We start from the raw sequence: 19,857 nt of genomic DNA on the forward strand, positions 1-19,857 counted from the left end.
ACTCAGCCACCGCCCCCTCGTCAATACTCAAAAGCCTGCCCGAATAATCCCACTGATACGTCCGGGGGAGACCACCCAGATTACTGCTGGTCAGATTACCAAGGGCGTCATAGCCGAATGCAGCCGTCTCAGCCCCGGTTAGGCCAGTCAGACGATTGTTTGTGTACTCATAGGTGGTGGTGTTGATACCAACCGTCTTGGTCTCCCTGTTATCCTGCGCTCCTCGCTTTGTTGGCAATGAACTGTGTGTATCTAGCATTCCATCATGTCGGGTTTCTGCCTGGCGATGCTCATTCGGAAACCCGACCTTGGGCTATTCATCGTACGACTCGTACGCTAGCCAGCGACCCTGATGTTTATAGAAAATAACCCTATAATCTTCATATTCACCGCAAATTGCATTTCCTTCCATGTATACGCCTTCCGGTCCGGGTTCAGACTTCTCATCAACATAACCGCGGCTATCTAGATAAACAAAACGGCTGAGAGGAATAGTGCTATCGCGTACAATTGAGAGCCCCAATGGGAAGTGCCACTCGATTTCAGCTACTATCTCGAAGCCGGTGAGGTAATTATCCTCAACGGCAACAAGTATCAAGTGTGAAATTGCTGCATCTGCACTGTCCTGTTGTCTTTGACAGCAGAAGGCCACACTTTGATAATGACGTTTACTCTCGTCATATCCGTACACGAATGGTGCTTCCGTGTAGCCCGGGCGGATCCTGTAAAAATTGGATACTTGTGCGTATCCGTGCGCCTTGGCCAATTCAATCAGCTCAGTCGGCATTATAGGGGTCTCTTCGTCACTGCCCTGCGTTGCTAAACCTATGCAGGCAACCAGACAAAAACCAAGCATCGCAGTCCATAAAGCGTTTTTCATACTCTGCTTCCTCTTATTTCTGAAACATCTCTCGATCTCACTCGCTCGGAGTTACTTCCCATGTCATCGGGGGGTGCCACATAAATTGCGGAGTATAAGGGAGAGCCACATGAATATGACCGTCACCATATTTCCTCGTCCAAGTACCGTTTTTCTTCAGGGGTCTGTTGTTCTCCGGCAAGAACTCTGTGTCTTTCAGTGCCTTCTCAAAAACCGACATCATACAAGAATTGTAGTGTCCGCTACCAAACCCCTCAAGTTGGAAATCCACGGCTCTCGCCCCTCTTTCAATCAGATGAGGACTCAACTCATCGGAGTTTCGCACCAAACCCTCCCCGGAGGCCGAAAAGTGAAGACCGTTTTCATCGGAATACCGGTCACCCCCGGTTACGCGAATAGTGAAGCTTTCATTGTCATACCCTTGGTCTATTATTGCCTGATTCAGTCGTTCAAGATTGTACCTCACATACATGTTGTTAACCCTGTAATGGCCCCAGTCAATTTTGAGTCCCCAAGGGTCAACGAACGAATGAGGCGAATTCCATACATACCTGTACAAATTCACATCCCCGGCACCGAGACCCAGCGGGTCGGGCGTGATATACCGCCCCAACTCAGGCTCGTAATAACGGTGCCAATTGTAATACAAATCACTCTCCCGGTCATGATACTGACCCGGGAACCGCAACTCGTTGCTCTGCACCACCTGCTCATCGTAAAGCGACCCAAACGGATAATAATCACTGCTCCACACGATGTCTTTCGCGCCGTCAGTCACTGCCAGAGGCGTCCCAAGATGATCGCTATAGCTCAAGTGCTCCTCGCTACGACAGATCTAAATCCGTTTTCCACCTCATATCCTCAAGAATGTCGTTGACAATCGCCGCACACTCTCTAGGCTTGGCCTGAAGAATCATATGCGGGCCCCCGATTCGGTAGAGCCTTAGATCATCAAATAGGCGTGCGAACGGATCATACTCGCGCCTCGACACAATACGGTCGTTCTGGGGTTGAATGTAAAAGCATGTCTGTCGTATTCTCTGCTGAGGTTCCTTCAGGGACAAGACAGCCTCCAGTCGGGACTTGATGGTCCTGATGCCTGCCACACCGATGGCATCCCAGCACCTTTTCAGCAAGATCTCATTGAAGCCGAAACCAACGAAACACATCTTGAATGCAAAATTCGAGATTAGATGTCTTCTAAGCATAGGGCCGGAAACGAGCCGCAATCCCCACCACGCAAGTGATATGGGGCGCCTGACAAACGACGCAACGAAAATAACTGACTCAATGTTGGGTTCCCCGTCCTGCAACAACCGATATGCAATTGGGCCAGAAAATGACTCCGCCAGGAGGACAAGCCCGCGACGGCATGGAAGTCTTTCTCGCACGTATTGAGCGAGAAATTCATAACTCTGCTCCCGTCCGGTCGGTAAAGGGATGATCAGATTGTCGTGACTCTCGCCAAGAGCATCTACAAATGGCCCGAAGAGCGTCCCTGAGCCATCCATTCCAGGGAGAAGAACCAGATTCATAGTTTGCTGCTTAGTAACGGTCTATTGTTACTCTTTCTGACGATCTTTTCTCGCTCGTTTTATGTTCTTAATCAGCATGATTACTGCGCCTAACAAAAGCAGGCCAGCTGCTGCGAGATCAATATAACCGCACCGAATCCAGGAATCTGGATCGAGATTCCTAGGGCTACCGGCGGCCCAAAAACAGCTCACAGCGGCGTTTACATACATCAGACCCAGCACAATCATAACTGCAACTAACACCCAGCGCCAAAACATAAGTCGTTTCCTTTTCGTAAACAATACTTCCCTCAACAATTAAGGCTTTCCAATAGGAACCTCTTCGGTTATCGCTTCGTCCGAAAGTATAGTCCTCCTGATTGCTCCCGATATCCTATTCGTACGCCCTCTGCGGTGCGGCTGTCACGCATGCGCGTTTGTCCTTCCTGCACTTCCAAAGTACCGAGCCGGCCCATGAATTGCAGTTGTGCCAGGGCCACCACCTCCCTATTGACTTGCCGATTTCTAATTCTCTATTTACACATTCTTCATCTACGTCTTTTACCTCTACGCACTGAGCCCTCGAAGCTTCTCCGGAGTGATCGGCAATCACCACTGGGATGCCGATTGGATTGACTGGCAAAGGCCCTCCTCCAGCATGTTCCATACCCGCAGCTTTGGTGTCGGTCTTAATAAACTGGTGTTTTACACTGAATATGCCAGCAATCCAATCCACCACGCTGTTGATCTCCGTATCTCGACTGCACAGGTATACTTTCAGACCCGTCTGGTCAATCCGGTTGGCTGGGTTCGCATATACATACCTGTACAAATTCACATCCCCGGCGCCAATCCCCAGCGGGTCCGGCGTCACATACCGCCCCAACTGAGGCTCATAATACCGGTGCCAATTATAATACAAATCACTCTCCCGATCATGATACTGACCCGGGAATCGCAGCTCATTGCTCTGAACAACCTGCTCATCATACAGCGAACCAAACGGATAATAATCACTGCTCCACACGATGTCCTTCGTGCCGTCAGTCACCGCCAGAGGCGTGCCCAGATGATCCAGATGATAATACAGAAACTTGTACACGATCGCACTCCCCGACCCCGGCTGACCCTCAAGCACAACATCGCCCGAACCGCCCCCCGATGACTCCGTCTCGGCCCTGTCGACCGGCGTCCCCGGCTGCCCCGGTTTCCCATCATCAACCACTATATTATACACCCTGGTCAGCACCCTGCCGTTTGGACTGTCAGTTGATACCATCAAGATCTCCCCGTCGTGGCTACTCCCCAATCATATACCATATTATCGGTATTTGAGAGCCACAAATCAAGCCCCACCGCGGCTTGTCGCAAATCCTCTCCACCTGCGCAATTTCGCCACAAAATCCATGGTCAATGCATTGACATCCGAGTAAATATGAAACGGAATATTCTCACAGACCATAAATCGAATACTTTGTGCATCCAAACGGCATTGATGACAGGCAGTAAATGTCTACCGGAAAATAGGTTAGAAGGGAAAAACGCGTTTTGGGGACCCATGAAAAATAACGAAACAAACCCAATTCTGGATTACCCGGTGAATCTGAAGATTCACCGGGCACAAAGCCCTGCTTTGTAGGGCGGGTCCGTCTTCGAACCCGCCATTGCGCAAACACCTGGAATTGTAGGCGTTTGATTTATCAAACGCGACACGACATCACGCCTCTTTCCCCCTCGGCCTCCGGGAGAGGGGCGGGGTGAGGGCACCATACAAAAACAACGAAACGAACCCAAATCATGGTAATGAAATGGATGATAGAGGATTGCGCGGAAAACTACGGATACACCACCATGGCAGAACCGTTCCCGGTTCTTGCTTACTGGATTCCGTTTTTCAACGGAACGACGCGGTCTTGTCGATCGCATCTAACGGGTTCCGTCAGGTGCTGTCCCAGAAAGTTTCGGGGATGTCACCTGACGGCGATCAAATCAAACGCGTCGGGTCACCGCCACGGGCAGATGAAATCCCGCGAAGCACGGGACCGCGCACAACACGCACTTCGTAGGGGTTCAAAATTTTGAACCCCTACGGGATAATTAACGATTGACGATTAAAAATAACGAAACGAACCCAAATCCGGATAATGAAATGGATGATATACGATTGCGCGGAAAAATACGGATACACCACCATGGCAGAACCGTTCCCGGTTCATGCTTGCTGGATTCCGTTTTTCAACGGAACGACGCGATCTTGCCGATCGCATCTAACGAGTTCCGTCAGGTGCTGTCCCCGAAAGTTTCGGGGATGTCACCTGACGGCAATTTGATCGAACGCGTCGGGTCACCACCTCCTGACGGAGCCCAGGACCCGCCGGTGGCGGACTCGGAAGCCCGACACAACATTTCCGGGTGGCAGGCTCAAACTCGTTTGGGCCTGACATACATTTCGTAGGGGTTCAAAATTTTGAACCCCTACGGGATAATTAACGATTGACGATTAAAAATAACGAAACGAACCCAAATCGTGGTAACGGCATGAAATGTATTGGCATATGGGGACTTTATGTGCGCTGTCATTTGACAGACCCGGCTGTTTGGGTTATCTTCAGGCAGCATAAACACAAAGGAGAGCCTGACGCATACCGTTTCACGGTGTGCGCTAATGTCCAACCTGAACAGTGCCCCGGCTGACAGCTTTTAGAGGGAAACATCCGGTTCCTAAAGCCGTAAAGCGCACCAGAGGATATCGAAATACGAGACTTTGATATGAATAATCTCGAGAGAGCCGAGCAGTTGGTACTCGCCAGAAACTTCGCCGAAGCGCTGAAGATTTTGCAGCCGATTGATTTATCGCAATTATCCGAGAAAGACCGGGCGCTATGTGATCTTTTGACATCGGAGGCCGCGCTGGGGGCGGGTAATCCCTCGCTGGTGAGGGACCTTGAGGCCGCGATAGAGTTCTACCGGTTTCATCCCGATACCTCCAAATTCGCCCGGGCCAAGTACGCGCTGGGCTGGTCGCTGACCAACCAGGTGGACTTCGTGGGAGCGCAGGAGGCCCTTCTTGAAGCTTACACCAACTTTCTCAGATACCGCGATCTCAAGGGCATAGCGAAGAGTCTTAACCGGCTAGCTTGTGTGGCACACCACATGGGTGATATCGAGGCGGCGGTCGACGGTCTGGAAAAGGCGCTTCGCCTGTACCGATCACTGAACGACGCCGAAGGGACAGCATCGATAGCCGCCAATTTGCCCCTGCCTCTTTTGCGCACCGGACGCCTCAAGGAGGCGCTGACGAAGTGTATCGAAAGCGCCCCGGTTCTCGAGAAGTCACCGCAGCGGATGAAGATCGTGTTTTACCTCGTATCCGCTATGCCTCACGCTCACTGGGGCAATAGTGATGACGCATTGAAGATTATCCGACAGGTGCAGCCGCTGCTGGAGCAGTATCCGCTTGAAAGAATATCCTACTATCATTACCTGGGGTGGATACATCTGCTGGGCGACAACTACGCCAGGGCGGCGGAAATTCTGCAAAAGGGTTCCGAACTCGCGGAAGAGTTGTATCCCGGACAGCTCGTTTTCACCGCCGGAGAACGCTTACTCGCTGAGGCCTATATATGCGCGGGAAGGTATGATGACGCCGCCGATATAGCTCAGCCACTTTTCACGACGGTGAGCAAGATGACCGAGCGTGTCGAGATCGCCGCCTGCTACCGCATCTTCGCCCGGATAGACCTGCACAGGAAAAAACTCGAGACGGCTCGCTCCTGGTTCGAGAGAGCTATAGACCTGTTCTATGTGATTAAATCCCGCTACGAACTTGCGGTAACGCGCTATATGGCCGCTTGCTCGGACCTGTATGATCTGGATGAGAGTATCAGGTTGTTGCTGCAGGCCCGGGAATACTTTCGCTCCGAGGACGTTGAGCCATACCTCCAGAAGATAGAGAAAGAACTTGTCAGGCTCTCGCAGCCTGTCAAGAAAAGCAAGTCGACCACCCATGCGGTGCGTATTGACGGTCACGGCAATATTGTCGATTGCCCGGACATCATCGCCGATAGCGCCATCATGCTTGATCTGATCAAATACGCTCAGAATGTAGCCGCGAGTGAACTGAGTGTTCTTCTGACCGGGGAGACCGGCACCGGCAAAGACATCCTGGCCAAATATATTCACTTCCACAGCAAACGGCCCGGGCGCTTCATCTCCGTAAACGCCGCCGCTATACCTGATACGATGGTTGAGTCGGAGCTTTTCGGCTACGCCAAAGGCGCTTTTACGAACGCCGACCAGAGTAAGCCGGGCCTTTTCGAGATGGCCGACCGGGGGACATTCTTCCTCGACGAAATAGCCGACACCTCTCCCTCGTTCCAGGCCAAACTTCTGGAAGTAATCGAAACGCGGAGTGTGCGAAGACTGGGCGAAACTCTCCCCCGGCCGGTGGATTTCAGGCTCATTGCCGCCACCAACCAGGACTTATCGTCTCGAATTGAAAACCGCGAGTTTCGCGAGGACCTCTTCCATCGCTTAAACCAGCTTCAATTACATCTGCCTCCCCTGAGAGAAAGAACACTGGACCTTCTCGCCCTCATCAGGTACTTCATGCGCACCTCGGGGTTGATTATTGAGGAGGGCGAAGCATCAAAGCGGCTTGAGGAATTATCCGAAGTGCTCGCCGCGCATGACTGGCCGGGTAACGTTCGTCAGCTCCGGGCTGAAATCAACCGGCTGGTACTGGAATCCGGACGCGATATCAGGCAGATGCTCACCCTGGCACGCAAGGCGGCCCGGGGCAGAAATGAATATAACGAACTTCTGCGGGCACTCGATTTCGCCAACGGCAATCAGAGTCTGGCCGCGAGAAGTCTCGGAATCCCCGAGAGTACTCTTCGTTATCGTCTAAAAAAATACCGCAACAGAACCCCCTGAGTCGCTGGTTTCCCGGTCTCAAACCGACATCAGTGATTCAACAGTTGCGAGTTTGCGAATTATGTTCGCGTTTTATACGAAAAACTTCATTGATTGACAATAACTTAAGCGCCACAACTCAAAATTCGCAGAAATTACCCCTGAATTCGCCTTTTAGAGGTATTTTTGACAGACTGCAAACTTTGAAAATCTTCAGCTACGCCGCTGTAAAGCAACACGATACGATTCGCAACATCTGAATGACATATATGGCACAATTTTTGTGTGCATTAATGTCGTTGAACGGCGGAACCGAGAAGGAACGGTGACTGCGGTACCGGGTTCGACCAGAATTGATACCGTTAGGGCGTGTAAAGGTGACTGGTCGACCCGGTTTTTTTATTGTCCACGAAGCGGTTTCGCAAACCTGTCGCTGTTGACAATCATCGATTTATACCTATCTTTGCGCCATGACTCGCAGGGATGAATTTGTCTCAATTATCAAGTCGGAATTCCCCGATGACCGTCTGACTTACCAGAAGTCGGTTCCGACTTTCCATCCGCAATCGGCCGAAGATGCCGCCGCCCTGTTTCGTCTGGCCAACAAACACCACCAGAAGTTGTTTATCACCGGTTTCGGCAACAACATCGACCCACAGGGAGAACCGTTTACCGACATGGTATCGGTTCGAACGGATCGGCTTAACCGGTTGATTGAGGTGAACGCCGATGATTTTTATGTGACAGTCGGCTCAGGCTTTCCGCTGAAAGAGATCAATCTGGATCTGGAAGAATTCCAACTCTGGCTGCCGCATTCTTCGCTTCCTTATGTCGGATCGGTTGGCGGCTCGATAGCGGCCGGACTGTGCGCCGCACTCGACAAGCATGATCTTCCGTTAAAGAAGTACTTTATCAAGGCGGAAATTGTCACCCCGGAAGGGGATATCATCAAGCCGGGTTCGGCGTGTTTTAAGTCGGTATCGGGGTACGATATAGTGAAGATATTCTTCGGAAGCTGGGGCCTTCTGGGGCTTATTATCAATGCCACGTTCCGGGTCATGCCGAAGTCGGCCACGGGTGAATTCTCCTCGATGAAGCTCAAGGCTATTGATCGGCGGCCGCTGCTCGATGTTTTGGATGATGACAATCTCGACCCCGATGCCGTTTATTCGCGCAAGGTCAAGACAAAGCTCGATCCAAACGGCGTGCTTCCCTTGGTCTGATTCCTGCTCTTAAGTATCACAATTTAGCGACGAGTCTTAAAAGCCGGGTCAAATGTGATTGCCCGCCATAAACAAATCGTTTAAGATGGCGTATAATAGATACACGAAATCCATTAACCATTCAAAGCGCAGGAGCATCATATGGCAAACAGGCCTCCAAAATCAGATGGCATGCAGTGGCTCAATCCATACATGATTGTCAAGGATGTAAAGGGTTCTCTGGAATTCTACGAAAAAGCATTCGGCTTTCATACCAGAATGACCATGCCGGACAAAGAAGGCAATATCATGCACGCCGAGTTGACGCACAAGGACGGTGTTCTCATGCTCGGTTCGGAATCGCCGGAGCAAAAAATGCTGGCCGCCAAAACTCTTAAGGGCAGCCCGGTGTCGTTTTATCTGTATGTGGACAATGTCGATGACCACTTTGCCAGAGCAAAAAAGACGGGTGGCGAGATTCTTTCCGAGCCGAAAGAGCAGTTCTGGGGCGACCGAACGTACACTATCAAGTGTCCGGAGGGCTACAACTGGACCTTCGCCCAGAACGTCGCCGACTTCGACCCGAACAACATTCCGAAATAATCAGAAAGTCACAGCGTTCACAAAAAAAAGCGGTACCAACTCGTACCGCTTTTTCTGTTGAACAATTTCTCGTCTTGACTGTTATTGAGCATTAGATTGAAGATGAGAACAAGTGTGAAAGGAACTTCATTTTGACCAAAGCACCACCTTCGTCGAGGGCCGCGGTTCTGGGGGCCTCCCCGAAAGAAGACCGCTACTCATTTAAAGCCGTCAGGATGCTCAAGGAGCATGGTTTTCAGCCGATTCCGGTCCACCCGGCGGGCCACGCTGTCGACGGTGTCCCCGGCCTTAAATCTCTCGATGATATCACCGGTGCGGTGGATACGCTGACCGTGTATGTCGGCCCCGGCATATCCAGCGCCGAACTGGATAGAATTCTGAGACTCAAACCTCGCCGTGTTATTTTCAACCCCGGAGCGGAGAATTCCGGGCTCGCCGAAGAGCTGAGGAAAAACGGCATCGAGGTTGTGGAAGCGTGCACGCTGGTGATGCTTAGAACCAACCAGTATTAGTCGGCTTCGTGGTCAAGGTATTGGAGTTTTTCAAACTTGGCTTGAATCGCTTTAATCGCCACCTCGACAAGTTCTTCAATATCCATATAGGCGGCATTGACGACCATGTCGTAATTTTGAGGATCGTCGATATCCGCGTCAAACAGCTTGCGTATGAAGTGGCTGCGTGACTCATCGGACTGCTGCACAAGTTTCTCCGCCGCCGCCGGTTGCATTAGCTTGTATGTAACCAGGTTCAGAATCCGCTTCTGCCTGGGGGCCACGAATCTCATATGAAAACCGCGTTTGGGACCGAGGATGAAATTGCCGCCACGCCCCATGAGAATCACTCCACCGAGGCGCGACATGGACAAAACTATTCTCCCTAAATGCATAAAGTAATCCGCGTGATCGAAAGTCTGTCCGGTGAAGACGGACTCGACCATAAGTTCCAGTTGGCCGCGAAACCGGTCATCGAGAGATTCCACGATCCGCTTGCGGTAACCGGCTGTCTGACATATCGTATCGATCACCTCGCGATGCAGCTTCAGGTAATCCATCTTCTCGGCCAGCCGCGAGGCGAAATAGGAACCTCGACTCCCGGTCTGGCGGCTGATCGTCACTATCGGCAGCGGTTGTGTCCGCTCCAGCCTGTGCTCTTTATCTTTCTTGCGCTGGAGTTCCCATCGCAGAAGTTGTCTGTTGATGATACTGTCGATTGAAGACACGCCCATCACCTCCTCCGTAAGTAATTACGAAGAAACACGTCATTTCGCTACAAAATATCAGTTATGGGCTGTCGAGAGTGATTGTGGTTTTAAGACTTAGCCCTGTGAAAGGAGTGGATTTCAGGCAAGCGCGTTTCTTATAATGGCCGCGTACCTCTCACCAAGCGCCCCCGAGGCATAGGCGCGCCCGGCATGGGAGTGTCCTTCAGCCGCCAGAGTGTCCCTGAGGTTTTTGTCGCTCAGCAGACGTTCGATGGCGCCGGCCAACGCAGCGGCATTGTCCGGCTTTACCAGCAACCCCCTCGTTTCGTTCTGTATAATGTCCGTTATGCCACCGGAGTCGGTGCCTATCACTGCCGTGCCGCACAGCATGGCCTCCGACAGCGCCAGGCCGAAGCCTTCCTGATACGAATTGAGAACGACCATCGCCGCCCGGTTGTAAACCCGGCGGAGTTCGTTTTGTGTGACCGGCGCGTTGATGGTAATCTTTTGCGTCAGGCCAAAGCGCTCGATCATCTTTTCGATGGTCGGTTGCAGGGGACCGGAGCCGTATATCTCCAGCTTTGCCTGCGGGCACTTTTCACTCACGAGCGCAAATGCCTTTACCAGGAAATCCACTCTTTTCTGCTCGGTGAACCGCGTCACCGACACCACCAGGTTGTCTTCTTTGGCGATGGCGTCGTCACGGTAGAAGGTTGTTTCGTCGTGGGGCACCGCGAGAACCTCGAGAATGCTCTCCAGGCGGGGATCCAGGGCGACAATCTCGTCCTTCAGATAACTCGACACAACCGTCCAGCGATTGAGCCGTAAGCAGAAATCCTTCAGGTAGCGGTAAGCGACCTTGAAATATTTGCGCGCCAGCCGGACATCGGTACCGTGCGAATACATGAAGGTGGGAAGCTTCATCCGTTGATTGACAGTTTTGAGGACCATACCCGAAGGTATCAGCCAGTGGCCCACCAGGGCATCCACCTGTTCCTTTTCAATGGCCTGCCAAACCGCCTGACGAAAACAGTCGAGGAAGCGCTTGAAGCGAAACACTCCGCCCACCGAGCCGAGCACCAGCCGGTGCATATTGCCATGATAGGCCAGATTCTCGTCCGATTCCTTGTCGGCATATCGGAAGCGATATATCTTGACGCCGTTCACCTGCTCATAAACCTCTGCTCCCCGGGCGTGGGGCGCTACGATAATGGGCTGTATGTCGTGCTCGACCAGCCGGCGGGCCAGAAGTTCGATAAAGACACCAGCGAAATCCCCTCTAAAACGGGGGTAATTGTGGGTTGCCATGAGAACGTTCAACTTGCGAGCCATGTCTTCATTTTAAAAAATTAAAGTCCTGCGAGAAATATAAATTTTGCCACCCGAATCCATTTGTTATATTCACCAGTAATCATGGCGGATCATAAAAAAAAATATCTCGATTTCACCCGGCAGCCCGACTTCAAGGATATTCTGACCAATCCCATTCTGGATATCGCGGCGAGATTCTGGGAAGATGACCGGTATGACGCCTTCAGGGTGTGTTATCGTTCGATGCGTGTTGTCGATGACCTTGTCGATGACAGAAAAGTCGAAGGCGCTATTTCCGCCGGGGAGAAAAATCAGATAGCCCAGGCAATCAACGGTTGGCTGAGCGCCCTCAATTGTCGGGAAGCTGCCGATGACTTTCTCGTTGAGTTACTTGATACGATGGACAGGTTTTGCATCCCTGTCTGGCCGTGGAGCAGGCTTTCCACAGCGATGCTGTACGATCTGGACCACGATGGTTTCAGGTCGTTTCTGTGTTTTCTGAGATACACCGAAGGCGCCGCTGTAGCCCCGGCGTCGATATTCATGCACCTGTGTGGAGTCAACCGGGCTGACCATGTTTATACGGTTCCGGAATTCGATATCAGGAAAGCCGCACGGCCGCTGGCCGTATTTTCCTATCTGGTTCATATCATTCGGGATTTCGAGAAGGATCAAAAGAGGGGGCTGAATTATTTTGCGGACGATCTTCTCAAGCGATGTGGACTTGGTCGCAGAGATCTCACCTCGGTAGCCGAGGGTGGTTCAATTTCTACGCAATTTCGCCAGCTAATGGCGATGTATAAAGACTTCGCCACCTATTATCAGGGGCTGGCGAGGAAAACGGTTGATGTCACCCGGCCATATCTTGAGCCTCAGTACCAGCTTAGCCTCGAGATTATTTACAACCTCTATTCGCAGATTTTTGAGCGAATTGATACTGAAAAGGGTAATTTCTCAGGCAGAGAGCTCAACCCCACCCCCGATGAGGTTCAGGACCGCATCTATGCCACGGTAAGCATGTTCAGGCCAATTAATTAAAGCTTTTCAGGAAGAAATTCTTATCATATCTGTATAGTGTGAAAAGGGATGCTCGCCATGCCGGCAGTATCGAAATGTGGCATCCCGGGGATGTTTGAAATGTATAATTATCGGAGAGACAAAGTGGTACGATTTATTTTAACGACATCGCTGGTGATATTGTCAGCCGCCGCCATGGCCGATGATGTCGCCGTTACTGTTTACAACAGCAATCTCGGCGTAGTCAGCGAGACCCGTTCGCTTGAATTCCAGAAGGGCGTAAACCGGTTCGCCTTCACCGATGTTCCATCGCAGATTGACCCGGCTTCGGTACAATTCGAGGTTGTCGGATCAAACGCCAACATTTCCATTCTCGAACAAAACTACGCGTTCGATCTGGTCGATCCGCAGCAGATGTACAACAAGTACATTGACCAGCAAATTGAACTCATCGATAAAGACGGCAAACTCTACAGCGGCACGCTTCTGGCCTTTTCCGGAGACGCCATCACGCTGCAGGAGAAATCCGGCCGAATCAAAATTGTGATGATGGAACACATCACCGAAGTGAATTTCCCATCGCTGCCCGAAGGTTTGATCACCCGCCCTACACTGTTCTGGATTTACAATTCCGACTTTAGCGGAAAACTGGATGGGAAGATCGGCTATCAGACGTCGGGGATGAACTGGAGCGCCGAATATGTGGGGGTACTGGGTTCTGATGAAAAGAACCTGGATCTCTCGGGGTGGGCGTCCATAGACAACACTTCGGGCAAAACCTTCAAGGAAGCAACGCTGAAATTGATTGCCGGAGATATAGGCCGGATAGAACCGGAGATATTCATTCGCGGCGGACGAGGCAAGGCGGTTTACACGGCCGATATGGGAGCCGCCGGATTCGAGGAAAAGGCTTTCTTCGAATACCATCTTTACACTCTCCCGCGCAAGGCCACGATTGCGGATAAAGAGACAAAACAAATATCGTTGTTCGAGCCAGCCGGCACGAGTGTTGAAAAGGTCTTTATTTATAGACCGGAGCGGGATGCTAAGAAGGTCGAAGTCGATATCAAGTTCACGAACTCAAAAGAAACCGGGCTGGGTATGCCCCTGCCGGCAGGCAGAGTGCGGATGTTTAAGGCCGACGATGATGGTTCGATGATTCTTCTGGGCGAAGACATGATTGATCACACTCCGAAAAACGAAGAAGTGAAGGTCAGGGTCGGATACGCTTTTGATATCGTGGCCGAGCAAAGAGTGATTGACCAGACCCGGATTTCGTCAGAAGTCCAGGATCAGATGTTCGAAATTGAGTTGAAAAACCGCAAGGACGAGCCGGTGACGGTGGAGGTTGAAAAGAAGATATACGGCTACTGGGATGTACTTGAGTCGAGCATGGAATACCAGAAGAAGGATGCCTACACGCTGGTGTTCAGAGTGCCTGTCGGGGCGGATAAGTCCACCGTATTGAAGTTCAAGATTCGCAGCTACTTAAGATAGGGAGAATGTAAGTTGACAAGGGTGACATAATAGCATAAATTACGCAACCAAAATTGCCGAATATCGCATTTCCAAAGATTGGAGGAACAATTGAAAATATCTGCTAAGCTGGCAATTATTCTGGTGATTACCATATTTTTGGTCGGAAGCACCTTTGCCGGGAAGAAAGACCGCAAATTAACGGTTGGGGCCTATATCAGTTCGGCCAAAATTGAAATTGTATCGGGCGATCTCGAGCGCTACGAAACGGCCATTACGTATCTTGACTCCCTTTTCTTAAACTATGGTCCGCACGCTGAAGGACTCCACCTGATGGCTCAGATTATGGTCGACTATATCGACAAGACGCCGGAACTGGAATCCAAGAAGAAGTATGTTGAAAAGCTGGTGGCCTATGTCGATTCGCTTCACAGGTGCTGTGAAAACAAAGAGATCGATAAGAAGTACCGGAAGGGCTGTGACGAGTACACCGAGCTTAACGACTCGGTAAAAGTGCGTTACTGGCAGGAGTTTTACAACAGAGGCTTCGAGCAGATGCATCGCATCGACACGCTTCGACAGGAGATGGCCGGCGCGTCGGATTCAACCTGGGCAGCCGACTTGCAGAAGTCGATCGATGTTACCGTGGATTCCTGTGTAACCAACATGGAAATATCGATCATGCTCAATCCGGTCGATCATCGTGCTTATATAGCGGCCGGACAGGCCAACGAGAAAGTGGGCAAATACCAGGAAGCGATCAAATGGCTTTCCAAGGGTGTGGAAATGGTCGAGGACACTGCCTCGAAAGCTTCACTTCTGTTCTCTCTGGCCTATAATAATATCCAGATGAATGATTTCTGCGGAGCGATACCCTACTTCAAGCAGTACACGGATATCTACACCGAAGATACCCTTACTCTCTACAACCTTGCCGCCTGCTATAACAATTGCGGGTTCTATGACTCGGCCCTGTTCGTCAACCAGAGAGTTATCGAGTACGCTTCCTGTAACATAGACGCCCTCACCGCGGTTGGCCTGTACCACAACCAGAACGCTCGAAACGCCTCTGATTCGGCCAATCATTATCAGACACAGCAGGACGAAAAGACCGCTACTCTGTGGCGGAGCAAGCGCGACGAGGCCTTTGACTCTTCGCTGGTATATTTTGAGAGAGCGGTAAATTGCGACAGCACGAATATCATGTCCTGGGAGCAGTACGGCACGATCGTGGCTATCAGGGGCCAGTATGAAAACGCCGCTCGCGCTTTCAAGAAACTTACCGAACTGGATCCCGGACGGGCCGAGTACTGGCGCTCGCTGGGTGATTTCGATTTGAGGTTGAAGAAGTTCGATGACGCCATCATGGCCTACGAGAAGACGGTCGAAATCGACCCGGGCGACAAAGAGACGTGGGAACGTCTGAAAAGCCTGTATCACGAGAAAGGCCAGTCAGCCAAAGAGGCCGAGGTCGATAAAAAGCTCAAGAGCCTGCAGTAGCGGAGCAGGTTTGACAATCTTCAAGCGGCAGGCTCAAAACCTGCCGCTTTATTTATTTTAGTGAGTATGCCCAGATACGCTCTGGTCGCCGTGAGCGGCCCTCTTAAGAAATCGTTTCTCTACCGCGTTCCCGACAACTTTGCCGGCCTCAGCGGCGGTCAGCGACTGCTCGTTCCGTTCGGGCGAAGTCGCAAGTTGGGGTTTTTTCTCCAATACACCGAACCTGTTGGTGGAATCGATACGAAAGATATCATTCGCACCCTCGACAGCGAGTCCTATTTTTCAGGGGAACTTTTTGATTTCTGCCTCTGGATGGCTGATTATTATTTCGCCAATCCAGCCGATTGCCTGAGCGCCGCCCTTCCATCGGTGTACAAGAAAGCCCGCGGGGCCGATTATGTCTGGAGCGAGATACTGCGCGAACCTCTCCCCGACGATCTGGAGAGACTGTACAAACCGGGCAAAAGGCTCACCGCCGCGACGTTAAGCAACCTGGTCCAAAAGGACAGGCAGTCGCTTCGCCGCCTGGTCGATTCGGGGGCTGTTATCGAACGCTGGCCCGACGAGGACACGCGCGACAGTAAAAGACTGATTGGATTCAGAGCGGGCGAGACCTCGATATGGTACGAATTTTTCCGCGGCAAAAAATTTCAGCCGGAGTCCTTCAACGACATCAAGTCCCGCTCGGATCTGAAAGCGTGCGGGTGGTCGGACTATCACATAAGACAGGCCCGGGTCGCCGGCGTCCTTCAGAGCGTGTACAGCGAAGAGCCGGTGCCGCTGCTCGATTTCATCCGACCTCGCGAGAATCTCAAACAACTGATTCTGAATGAGGAACAACGATATGCCCTTGAAAAACTCTCGCCAAGTCCGGACAAGGGATTCAAGACCTTCCTCCTCCACGGCGTGACCGGTTCCGGCAAGACTCTGGTGTACTGCCAACTCTGTCGTCAGTTTATCGATTCGGGCAGGACAGTGCTGGTGCTTACGCCGGAGATAGCGCTGACCTCGACCACACTGGCATACTTCCGCGGTTTTTTCGGTGACGATGTCACGGTCATGCACTCGGCCATGACGAGTGTTGAGCGCCTCGAAAGCTGGCGCGGTATCAGGCAGGGACGTTATAAGATTGTTGTCGGGCCGCGTTCAGCGGTGTTCGCGCCGTTGAAGAATCCCGGGCTTGTCATAGTCGATGAGGAACACGACAGTTCGTACAAGCAGGATGATCCGTCACCTCGGTTTCACGGCCGCGATGCCGCCATCATGCGGGCCAAGATGAACGATATTCCGGTACTGCTGGGTTCTGCTTCTCCGTCTTTTGAGTCTTACCACAACGCCGTTACGGGCAGATACGAGTTACTCGAGCTCACCAGGCGTCCCGCCGGAGCCACTCTTCCGACTGTGGAAGTGGTTGATATGAGAAGCGACCGTCTGCGCGGCGATCTGCCTTATATATCCTACACTCTGAAGAAAAAGATCGATGATCGGCTGGGGCAAAATCAGCAGGTCATAATATATCTTAACAGGAGAGGTCACTCCACGCAGCTAAAGTGCGCCGAGTGCGGACTGGTGGGGAAATGTCCGAACTGCCGGGTGAATTTGACTTTTCACAAAGTGGGCCGCAAACTGAGTTGTCACTATTGCGGCTATCTTCTGCATCGCTACGACAACTGTCCATCGTGTGGAGGCAGCGATTTCATCTACCAGGGGGTGGGGACACAGAAGGTCGAGGAAAACATACCCCGCCTGTTTAAGCAGGCACAGACGGTCAGGCTGGATTCCGACTCCGCCACGGGGCGGAAGATGGCTTACAAGATTCTCACGGACTTCTCCGATGGCAAGAGCAATCTTCTGCTCGGCACGCAGATGGTTACCAAGGGACTGGATCTGCCGAATGTCACTCTGGTCGGAGTACTGTCGGCCGACATGAATCTTGATTTGCCCGAGTTTCGCGCCTCGGAAAAGGCCTTTGCCCGTCTTCTTCAAGTGGCGGGGCGAAGCGGGCGTTCCGGGAGTCCGGGTGAGGTTATCATACAGACGTATTATCCCGAGCATGAGGTTATCATCGATGCCGCCCGCCAGGACTATCGGGGTTTTTACGAGCGTGAGATCATCTCGCGCCAAACGCTGCGGTATCCGCCTTTTTCGCGTATCATCAACTTCGTGCTGTCGGCGGTTCGCGATCAGCAGCTGGAAGAGGAAGCCTTGAGTTTCCGGGAACGTCTAAAGAACGCTTTCGACCGGAAGCTCAGCGGCGCGCAGATTCTGGGACCGGCGCCGTGTCCGATGTACTTTTTGAGGGGAAGATATCGAAGACATCTGTTCGTGAAAACCAATCAGATGGTCAAACTCGTTCGCACCCTGACCGATTGGGAAAGTCGCCAGCCTCGTTTTGGCCTGCCATCGACCATAAAGCTTTCGGTTGATGTTGACCCCGACGATATGATGTAGCAATTATAGATTTTTTTCGCAGCGACTGACAAAAAAAAACCGCCGGCGATCCGGCGGTTTCTTGTATCGGAAAACGGAATGTCGTGCCCGGCACTATTCCTTTTTCTCTTTTCCCTTTTCTTCCGTTTTGCTTTCACCTTCGGCAGCTTCGGCGCCCTCAGCGGCGGCTTCGGCACCCTCGGCGGCGGCTTGGGCGGCGGCCAGTTCTTCAGCGGTAGGCTCGAGCTTCACGATCGTAGGAGCGGCAACCACAACGACGGTGCGTTGCAGCTCGGTGAGTATCTTCGCGTTGGGGACATTGAGATCACGAACGTGAACGGAATCGCCGATCCCGAGATCACTGACATCAACAACGACATGTTCGGGAATATCCGACGGTAAACAGGATATCTCAAGCTCGCGCATGGTCGTCTGGAGAATGCCGCCATCGGTCTTGACACCACGGGCGATACCAGTGATGTGGATGGGGACCGACAGGTGCAGCGGCTTGGTCATGCTGATAGCGTGAAAATCAATATGAACTATGTGGCTGGTAAGAGGATCGCGCTGAACATCACGCACGATCACTTTTCTTGTTTTGCCATTGACTTCCAGATTAAAAATCGCGCTCATGCCCGCCGCTTCTTTCATAGCCGCCCGCAGAGCCTGCTCGGTTACCTCGACAGATACCGGCTCGACCTCCGGGCCATAGACAACGGCCGGAATTCTACCCTCTCTGCGGCTTCGCCTGGCCGGGCCCTTGCCGATAGTCGTGCGCGATGAAACGGCCAAACTAACTTCTTTCATTTTCTAACCATATCCTCCAAATACATTGTTACCACTTTGTCCTCAATCCACCACCGGCTGATCTTCGAAAAGCGATGAAACGGATTCTTCCTCGAAAATCCTCATTATCGCTTCACCGATCAACTCCGCACAGCTCAGAACCTGAAACTTCTCGGGCAGGTTCCGAGAGCCTTGATCTATGGAATCAGAAATTAACATTTGCTTAATAGGGGCTTTGTCTATCCTCTCAATGGCCTGTCCGGACAACACGCCGTGAGTGCAGGCGGCATAGATATCGAGCGCTCCTCGTTCCTTGAGAAACTCGGCCGCCGAACAGATCGAACCGGCGGTGTCCACCATATCATCGCGGATAAGTATATTTCGGCCCTTTACTTCGCCTATCAGATTCATGACTTTCGAGACATTTGCCTTGGGCCGCCTCTTGTCGACAATCGCCAACTCGGCGTCGAGTATATTTGCCGTGGCCCGAGCCAACTTGATAGAGCCCACATCCGGCGACACCACACAGAGATTCATCAGGTTCAAAGCCGCAATATATTTGTTGAAAATGACCGATGAATACAGGTGGTCGTGCGGCAGGTCGAAGAAACCCTGAATCTGGCTGGCGTGAAGATCCATCGTTATGATGCGATCGGCGCCGGCGGTTGTAATAAGATTCGCCACCAGCTTGGCGGTAATCGACACTCTCGGGCGATCTTTTCGGTCGGCCCGAGCGTAGCCATAGTAGGGGATGACTGCCGTGATGCGCATCGCCGAGGCTCGGCGAGAAGCCTCGATCAGCATCAACAGCTCCATCAGATTATCCGCGGGCGGGTTGGTCGGCTGAATGATAAACAGATCCGCGCCGCGAATATTATCATCAATCTGAACAAAAACCTCGCCGTCGGAAAACCGCGTCACCGTGCAGGCGGCCAGTTCAGCGCCGACATAGCGGGCGATTCTCTCGGCCAGATCGTGGTTGGATGTCCCGGTGACAAGTTTTATCTCATCGCGTAAATTCAT

Annotated in this window: 17 protein-coding genes; 8 read left to right on the forward strand and 9 right to left on the reverse strand. The window is 52.0% G+C overall.

Annotated features, from left to right (window positions below):
- The 5 genes from AB1483_08250 to AB1483_08270 all read right to left on the reverse strand — a co-directional run.
- Positions 1 to 238: hypothetical protein (locus tag AB1483_08250; GenBank protein ID MEW6412447.1), on the reverse strand; the 238-nt coding region annotated here is incomplete at its 3' end.
- Between the two features lie 75 nt (positions 239 to 313).
- Positions 314 to 880: a hypothetical protein gene (locus tag AB1483_08255; protein MEW6412448.1), complete on the reverse strand. Its 567-nt coding sequence runs from the start codon at positions 878 to 880 to the stop codon at positions 314 to 316.
- Positions 881 to 917: 37 nt separating this feature from the next.
- Positions 918 to 1,694 carry an RHS repeat-associated core domain-containing protein gene (locus AB1483_08260; GenBank protein MEW6412449.1) on the reverse strand — a complete coding sequence of 259 codons (777 nt, stop codon included), beginning with the start codon at positions 1,692 to 1,694 and terminating at the stop codon, positions 918 to 920.
- A gap of 10 nt (positions 1,695 to 1,704) precedes the next feature.
- Positions 1,705 to 2,415 carry a hypothetical protein gene (locus AB1483_08265; GenBank protein ID MEW6412450.1) on the reverse strand — a complete coding sequence of 237 codons (711 nt, stop codon included), beginning with the start codon at positions 2,413 to 2,415 and terminating at the stop codon, positions 1,705 to 1,707.
- 373 nt (positions 2,416 to 2,788) lie between these two features.
- The gene (locus AB1483_08270; protein ID MEW6412451.1) at positions 2,789 to 3,673 is read right to left on the reverse strand and encodes an RHS repeat-associated core domain-containing protein; all 885 of its coding nucleotides are present in this window, start codon (positions 3,671 to 3,673) and stop codon (positions 2,789 to 2,791) included.
- Between the two features lie 1,490 nt (positions 3,674 to 5,163).
- Between AB1483_08270 and AB1483_08275 the strand changes: the two genes are divergently transcribed.
- The 4 genes from AB1483_08275 to AB1483_08290 all read left to right on the forward strand — a co-directional run bounded on the left by AB1483_08275 (position 5,164) and on the right by AB1483_08290 (position 9,625).
- On the forward strand, positions 5,164 to 7,329 hold the full coding sequence (locus AB1483_08275; protein ID MEW6412452.1) for a sigma 54-interacting transcriptional regulator: 2,166 nt from the start codon (positions 5,164 to 5,166) through the stop codon (positions 7,327 to 7,329).
- 449 nt (positions 7,330 to 7,778) lie between these two features.
- Positions 7,779 to 8,531, forward strand: a complete 753-nt coding sequence (locus tag AB1483_08280; protein MEW6412453.1) for an FAD-binding oxidoreductase — start codon at positions 7,779 to 7,781, stop codon at positions 8,529 to 8,531.
- Positions 8,532 to 8,672: 141 nt separating this feature from the next.
- On the forward strand, positions 8,673 to 9,113 hold the full coding sequence (locus tag AB1483_08285) for a VOC family protein (protein ID MEW6412454.1): 441 nt from the start codon (positions 8,673 to 8,675) through the stop codon (positions 9,111 to 9,113).
- Positions 9,114 to 9,244: 131 nt separating this feature from the next.
- Entirely contained in the window at positions 9,245 to 9,625 is a 381-nt protein-coding gene (locus AB1483_08290) for a CoA-binding protein (GenBank protein MEW6412455.1), read from the forward strand.
- Here the strand turns inward: AB1483_08290 and AB1483_08295 are convergent.
- A complete protein-coding gene (locus tag AB1483_08295; protein MEW6412456.1) occupies positions 9,622 to 10,338 on the reverse strand; it encodes a cytidylate kinase family protein in 717 nt (238 codons plus the stop codon). The two genes, AB1483_08290 and AB1483_08295, sit on opposite strands and share 4 nt — an antisense overlap.
- A 114-nt stretch (positions 10,339 to 10,452) precedes the next feature.
- Positions 10,453 to 11,646, reverse strand: a complete 1,194-nt coding sequence (locus AB1483_08300) for a glycosyltransferase family 4 protein (protein MEW6412457.1) — start codon at positions 11,644 to 11,646, stop codon at positions 10,453 to 10,455.
- A gap of 81 nt (positions 11,647 to 11,727) precedes the next feature.
- Here AB1483_08300 and AB1483_08305 point away from each other — a divergent pair, with 81 nt between their 5' ends.
- From AB1483_08305 to priA, 4 genes are all read left to right on the forward strand, one after another.
- Positions 11,728 to 12,663 (forward strand): squalene/phytoene synthase family protein, encoded by a 936-nt coding sequence (locus tag AB1483_08305; GenBank protein MEW6412458.1) that lies wholly within the window; start codon positions 11,728 to 11,730, stop codon positions 12,661 to 12,663.
- A 123-nt stretch (positions 12,664 to 12,786) separates the two neighbouring features.
- Complete coding sequence (locus AB1483_08310; protein ID MEW6412459.1) at positions 12,787 to 14,139, forward strand: DUF4139 domain-containing protein; 1,353 nt, start codon at positions 12,787 to 12,789, stop codon at positions 14,137 to 14,139.
- 90 nt (positions 14,140 to 14,229) lie between these two features.
- The gene (locus tag AB1483_08315) at positions 14,230 to 15,618 is read left to right on the forward strand and encodes a tetratricopeptide repeat protein (protein ID MEW6412460.1); all 1,389 of its coding nucleotides are present in this window, start codon (positions 14,230 to 14,232) and stop codon (positions 15,616 to 15,618) included.
- A gap of 66 nt (positions 15,619 to 15,684) precedes the next feature.
- A complete protein-coding gene (gene priA / locus AB1483_08320) occupies positions 15,685 to 18,069 on the forward strand; it encodes a primosomal protein N' (protein ID MEW6412461.1) in 2,385 nt (794 codons plus the stop codon).
- Positions 18,070 to 18,162: 93 nt separating this feature from the next.
- On the opposite strand, the gene AB1483_08325 is transcribed toward priA, so the two are convergent.
- Both AB1483_08325 and AB1483_08330 read right to left on the reverse strand, forming a co-directional pair.
- On the reverse strand, positions 18,163 to 18,855 hold the full coding sequence (locus tag AB1483_08325) for a 50S ribosomal protein L25/general stress protein Ctc (GenBank protein ID MEW6412462.1): 693 nt from the start codon (positions 18,853 to 18,855) through the stop codon (positions 18,163 to 18,165).
- Positions 18,856 to 18,897: 42 nt separating this feature from the next.
- Positions 18,898 to 19,857: a ribose-phosphate pyrophosphokinase gene (locus AB1483_08330; GenBank protein ID MEW6412463.1), complete on the reverse strand. Its 960-nt coding sequence runs from the start codon at positions 19,855 to 19,857 to the stop codon at positions 18,898 to 18,900.

It is taken from the genome of Candidatus Zixiibacteriota bacterium (assembly GCA_040756055.1).
Taxonomy (GTDB): domain Bacteria; phylum Zixibacteria; class MSB-5A5; order GN15; family FEB-12.